At 64.8% G+C, this 5,075-nt stretch carries 6 protein-coding genes; 2 read left to right on the forward strand and 4 right to left on the reverse strand.

Annotated elements, in window-relative coordinates; genetic code table 11:
• The coding region (locus VBE63_RS24540) for a GSU2403 family nucleotidyltransferase fold protein (protein ID WP_323685639.1) at window positions 1–317 on the forward strand (317 nt) is incomplete at its 5' end.
• A gap of 159 nt (window positions 318–476) precedes the next feature.
• Here the strand turns inward: VBE63_RS24540 and istB are convergent.
• Window positions 477–1,265 carry an IS21-like element helper ATPase IstB gene (gene istB, locus VBE63_RS24545; RefSeq protein ID WP_323685640.1) on the reverse strand — a complete coding sequence of 263 codons (789 nt, stop codon included), beginning with the start codon at window positions 1,263–1,265 and terminating at the stop codon, window positions 477–479.
• 1 nt (window position 1,266) lies between these two features.
• Entirely contained in the window at window positions 1,267–2,802 is a 1,536-nt protein-coding gene (istA, locus tag VBE63_RS24550; RefSeq protein WP_416274664.1) for an IS21 family transposase, read from the reverse strand.
• Between the two features lie 97 nt (window positions 2,803–2,899).
• Between istA and VBE63_RS24555 the strand changes: the two genes are divergently transcribed.
• A complete protein-coding gene (locus VBE63_RS24555) occupies window positions 2,900–3,220 on the forward strand; it encodes an ATP-binding protein (RefSeq protein ID WP_323685644.1) in 321 nt (106 codons plus the stop codon).
• Between the two features lie 57 nt (window positions 3,221–3,277).
• Here the strand turns inward: VBE63_RS24555 and VBE63_RS24560 are convergent, their stop codons facing one another.
• The gene (locus tag VBE63_RS24560; protein ID WP_323685642.1) at window positions 3,278–4,300 is read right to left on the reverse strand and encodes a tyrosine-type recombinase/integrase; all 1,023 of its coding nucleotides are present in this window, start codon (window positions 4,298–4,300) and stop codon (window positions 3,278–3,280) included.
• The coding region (locus tag VBE63_RS24565; RefSeq protein ID WP_323685643.1) for a tyrosine-type recombinase/integrase at window positions 4,297–5,075 on the reverse strand (779 nt) is incomplete at its 5' end. The genes VBE63_RS24565 and VBE63_RS24560, both read right to left, overlap by 4 nt.

Below are 5,075 nucleotides of genomic sequence, written 5' to 3' on the forward strand. Positions count from 1 at the left end.
AAGCCCCGGTGCCGGCGCTGCTGCTCAGCCATCGAGATCTCGTCCTGGCCAACGTCCCCGACCCGGCACGCTTTGCCTGGCACAAACTGCTGGTGTCCGAAGAACGTCCGATCGCACAAGCCGCAAAGCGCGCCAAGGACCGCATGCAGGCCGCGCAGCTGCTCGCGCTCTTGCGCGAAGAGGCGCCCGCCCAGCTTGCCACGGCGCGCGCTGAGCTCGAGGCCCGTGGACGCGGTTGGGCACAACGTATCCGGTGTCAATTATCTTGTCCGGTCAGCGACAACTATCTTGGCCGGTTAGTTGTCGCTGTTCTTTAGGGTGAGAGCCTCCTGTCTTGAGGGTGGGTTGTGGGCGCCCCTGGCGGGGCCGAGCACGGAAAGGAGCCCGGAGGGCGACTGAACGTGCTCGGCCCCGCCAGGGGCGCGGCGCCGCGCCTATGGGTCGTTGTTGCGCGCCGCGCGGGCGGGCGACGACGATTACTCGACCGCGGGGTTGCTGGCCGGCGCGGCCGGCTCGCTGCCGTGCTGGCCGAGGGCGTGCTTGCGCCGGTAGCTGTCGGCGCCGATCTCGATGATGCTCGCGTGGTGGACCAGGCGGTCGACGGCGGCCACCGTCATCATCTGGTCGGGGAAGATCTGATCCCAGTCGGCGAACGCCTGGTTGGCGGTGATGATCAGGCTGGCGCGCTCGTAGCGATGGGCGATGAGTTCGAACAGCACCTGCGTCTCCTGCTGGCTTTTTTTGACGTAGCCGAAATCGTCCAGGAGCAGCACCGGATACTTGTCGAGCTTGTGCAGGGCGTCTTCCAGGCGCAGTTGCTCGCGGGCGAGTTGCAACTGCTGCACCAGGGCGGTGGTGTTGCAGTAGCGCACGCGTACGTTGCGCTCGGTGAGCGCATGGCCGATGGCGGCGGCCAGGTGGGTCTTGCCGACCCCGCTGGCACCGAACAGCAGGAGGTTGCGTGCTTGGCGGGTCCAGTCGCTGGAGCTGGCCAGGGCCTGAATCTGCGCGCGGGTCGCGTCGGGGAGTTCGGCGAAATCGAAGCTGGCCAGGCTTTTGCCTGGGGGCAACTGGGATTCCTTGCTGTAACGGGCGATGCGTCGGCTGTGGCGATCGGCCAGTTCTTGTTCGCACAGCGCGCTGAGGTAGCGCGCGCCGTCCCAGCCGTTGCGCTCGGCGGTCTCAAGCAGCGCCTGCCAGTGGCGGGCGAAGCTGGTGAGGTTCAGTTGCTTGAGCATCAGGGGCAATGTGGCGGTCTGGACCATGTCAGTGCAGCTCCAGGCAGTGGCCGTGCGCGGGCAGTAGGTGGTCGTAGCTTGAGAGGGCGTGCTGGGTGCTGGGCTGGCTGCGCAGATCGGCCTGCTGTGTGACAGCGTCGCGGCGCTCGAAACGGCTTTCCAGCGCGGTGAGGGTGGGGATGGTGCCGGCGGCGATGCGCTCGAGCAGATACGCGCCCAGGGCCTGTTCGCACTCGGCGCGGGCGGCCAGAGCGAGGATGCCGACGATGCGTTTGCACGCCGCGCGTGCGTCGAGGTGGCGGTCCAGATACTGCCAGATGGTGCGGTAGGTGGCGTTGGGCAGCAGGTCCTCGCGCAACTGCGAGTAGCGAAACGCCTGCGGCTTGCGCACCAGCGCGCCGATGAGGTGGCGGTAGTCGATGCGCCTTGCGCGCTCGTGGTTGACGCTGTACACCCGCGGCAGCGTGAGCGCTCTGGTTGCGCCGACGAAGGCCTCGATGCGCTCATCGAAGACATGCAGGCGTAGCCGCTCGCCGATGAGGCGTGCGGGCACGCTGTAGAGCACGCGCTTGACTTCGATGGTGGCGGAGGTGGTGACCGCAACGACCTGCTCGCTGTAGTCGCCGGTGCGCCGCCGTGGCAGGGCTTGGAGCTGCGCACGCTCGATGGCGAGCGCCTCGCCGCAACGCCGGTTGAAACGCACCACCAGGGCGTCGAGCCACTGGCGGTAGTCCTGCAAGGTGGCGAAATCGGCCGAGTCGCGCAGCAACAAGGCTTGCGCCATGCGCCGCTTGAGGTGCCCGTGCGGTGATTCCACGGCGCCGTTCTCGTGACTGACGCCGCGGTTGTTGCGCGTGGCCGTCATGCCGTAGTGGGCGCACAGCGCTTCGTAGCGCTGCGTGAGGTCCTCGCGCGCCTCGGCGGCGAGGTTCTTGTACGCCGCCGAGAGGCTGTCGGTGCGGTGCTCCAACGGTGCCCCGCCAAGCCGCCATAGCGCCTCTTGCAGCCCTTCGGCCAAGGCGCTGTAGGATTCCCCGCCGAGCACCACCCGAACGTGGCTCCAGCCGCTGTAGGCGAGGCGAAAGTGGTATAGCCGGTGGTCCAACGCCTCGCCGGCGATGGTTACGACCAGGCCTTTGAGTTCGGTGAAATCCGATAACCCCTGCCGCCCCGGCTCCTGCACCTGGCGGAAGATGACCTCCTTGTCGGCGCCGTGCAGCGCCTTCCAGGCCTTCACCCGACGCTGGAAGGTGCGCTTCTTACCATTGCCGTACTGACCCGGATGGCGGTCTTGCAAGTCCTCAAACAGGGTCGTGGCATCCAGTCGTGGCTGCTGCTCCAGACGACTGACGATCTCCTCTTCCCAGACCTCTGCAAACGGGTCGCTGCGCGTGCGCCAGTGCCGCTCGCGCTGCGCCGATCCCCCTAACTCCCCGTGCTCGATCCGGCGTGCACTGCGCTCAGAGATGCCCGCCTTGGCACTCGCCTGCGCCTGCGTGCGCGGTTGCTTTCTGCTGCTCATGTAAAACTTGACCTGTTCGTCGGTGATCCGCTTGCCTGACATTGACGCGCCGTTTGGTTGCGAAAATGCCGGCTACCTTAGCCTCGAAAATCGGCCAAGTTAGTTGTCGTCGACCGGCCAAGTTAATTGTCACTGAACACTGGAGCAGTTCCAGTGGAGCTGGCCGAAGGCGATCAATCGCACGCAGGTCCAGCATCTGTTTCGCCTCGATTGGGTCGCCGAGCAGGGCAATGTGGTCTTCCTCGGCACGGTGGGGGTCGGCAAGACGCATCTGGCCACGGCGCTCGGTTATGCGGCGTGCCTGAAGGGCTTGAGCGTGCGCTTTGCCACGGCCATCGAGGTGGTCAATGCACTGGTGGCAGCGGAGCGCGCTGGGCGTCTGAAACAGGCGCTGGAGAGTTATCGCAAGCCTTCGGTGCTCGTCCTCGACTTATGTGCAGTCACCGGTTATGTGGAGTAGTGTCAGCCGGCTTTGCTATGACGCCAGTTTCAGCGTCGGCGACTCCACATAACTTCATCACAATCGGCTCAGCCATTCGACGATATTGACGCCCCCTCTAGCATCGGTGGCGCCCGGCGGAGCCAAGGCATCCGGGAATACTTGGGCAAGTGCCTGGCGCTTGAGGTCCAGATCGGCGCGTGCGTACCTCATTGTTGTATTGAGCGATGCATGCCCGAGCCATTGGCTAATCGTCGCGAAGTCGACACCGGCCTTGAGCAAGTAAATCGCTGTGGTGTGGCGCAGCGAGTGAGGGTGGATGCGCTTTTCCTGTAAGGTGTTCACGGTGGCGGCACTGGCATCGATGTACTTCTTGAGCAGGTAACGCACGCCGAAGCGCGTCAGTTTGCTACCGCGACGGTTCGTGAACAGAAACCCCTCATTGGCGTCATTCTGGGGTGTCTTCTGCGCGAGTTCTTGCAGTTGAGCAGCCGTCGAGGCCCAGATCGGGCAGATCCGCACCTTGCCTCCCTTGCCGTGCAGTCGAACTTGGCATGGCGCTTCGGTGCGCACATCGCTCAACCTCAGATCGAGCACCTCTTGGACCCGCGCCCCGGTATTCAACATCAGCGCAAACAGCGCGTAATCGCGCTGCCCCATGGCGGTGGCACGCGGGATCTGCGCAAGCAGCGTCTCGACCTCCTCGGCCTCCAAATACGCGATGGGTACATCGCGGGCGCCGCGTTTAAAGGGCACCCCGAGGATGCGCTGCAGCTCGGCAAGATGCTCGGGCGACTCGCTTGCCAAGAAACGAGCGAAGGTGTGCAGCGCGGCCAAGCGTGCGTTGCGCGTGGCGATGCCATTGTGGCGCTCAGCCTCCAGAGACGTCAGGAATTGCCCCACCTGCTCGGCGCTAAAGTCGGCCAGATCGAGGTCCTCAAGACGCCGACCGCTGTGCTCAGAGGCGAAGCGCAGGAACAGGATCAAGGCGTCGCGATAGCTATGAATCGTATGCGGACTCATCCCGCGCAGCTCAGGTAGGTACTCGCGGAAGAATTTCTCCACGCATAAACCAAGGTCATTGGGACGCGCGCGCTTCATGGGTTGCCTCCGCTGATCAGGTGACCGAAACGCGCCTCGAAGCGCTCGCTGGCCGCGGCGGCGATGTCCGGCATCCATGTCAGGTAGTAGGCCGTCGAGACAATCGACACGTGCCCCATATACATGGCGAGCTTTGGCAGATTGGACTGCACGTCGGCGCCTTGCCGATACCAACGCAGCAGCGCCTGGACGGCAAAGCTATGGCGGAAATCGTGAACCCGTGGCCAACGTCCATCGGGACTTTGGACCTTGGCCGCATGGATCAACACCTGCAGGCCGCGACTGATGCCGGTTCCGGTATAGGCACGCAGGCCGCGCGTGGTATGGCACAGCAACGGCGAATTCGCCGCTGCGCTCAATGTCGGGACCTGTCGCACCTGCAGGTAAGCGCGAAGCTCGTCGCAGGCGTCCGATGACAGGGGCACGAAGCGGGACTTGTGGAACTTCGACTCACGAATCCGCAGCACGCCCGCGGCCGGATCGGCATCCGCCAAGGTCAGGTTCAACAGCTCGCCTCGGCGTAAGCCGGCCGTATAGAGCAGAACCACGGCGAGACGCAAGACAGCGGGCAGCAGGGGTGAGCCTGGTGTTGGCCGCTGTTGTTCAGCCACCACCAGCATGCGCGCGACAGCGTCTGCGCCGAAGATCACCGGCGCGCGATACGGCTGCGGTCGGGGAAAACGGTGAGCGTCCGGCACGAAGCAGCCCGGCTCGGTGCGCTGGCGATACAAGCAAAGATTACGAACCTCACGCTGGCGGTTGCGCCGGACGTTGG

The sequence above is a fragment of the Lamprobacter sp. genome, from assembly GCF_034860625.1.
Lineage (GTDB): Bacteria > Pseudomonadota > Gammaproteobacteria > Chromatiales > Chromatiaceae > Lamprobacter.

Bases quoted from the DNA above. Each gene is read 5' to 3' on its own strand.
- istA (WP_416274664.1), bottom strand. From the start codon at position 2,802: ATGTCAGGCAAGCGGATCACCGACGAACAGGTCAAGTTTTACATGAGC.
- VBE63_RS24560 (WP_323685642.1), bottom strand. From the start codon at position 4,300: ATGAAGCGCGCGCGTCCCAATGACCTTGGTTTATGCGTGGAGAAATTC.
- istB (WP_323685640.1), bottom strand. From the start codon at position 1,265: ATGGTCCAGACCGCCACATTGCCCCTGATGCTCAAGCAACTGAACCTC.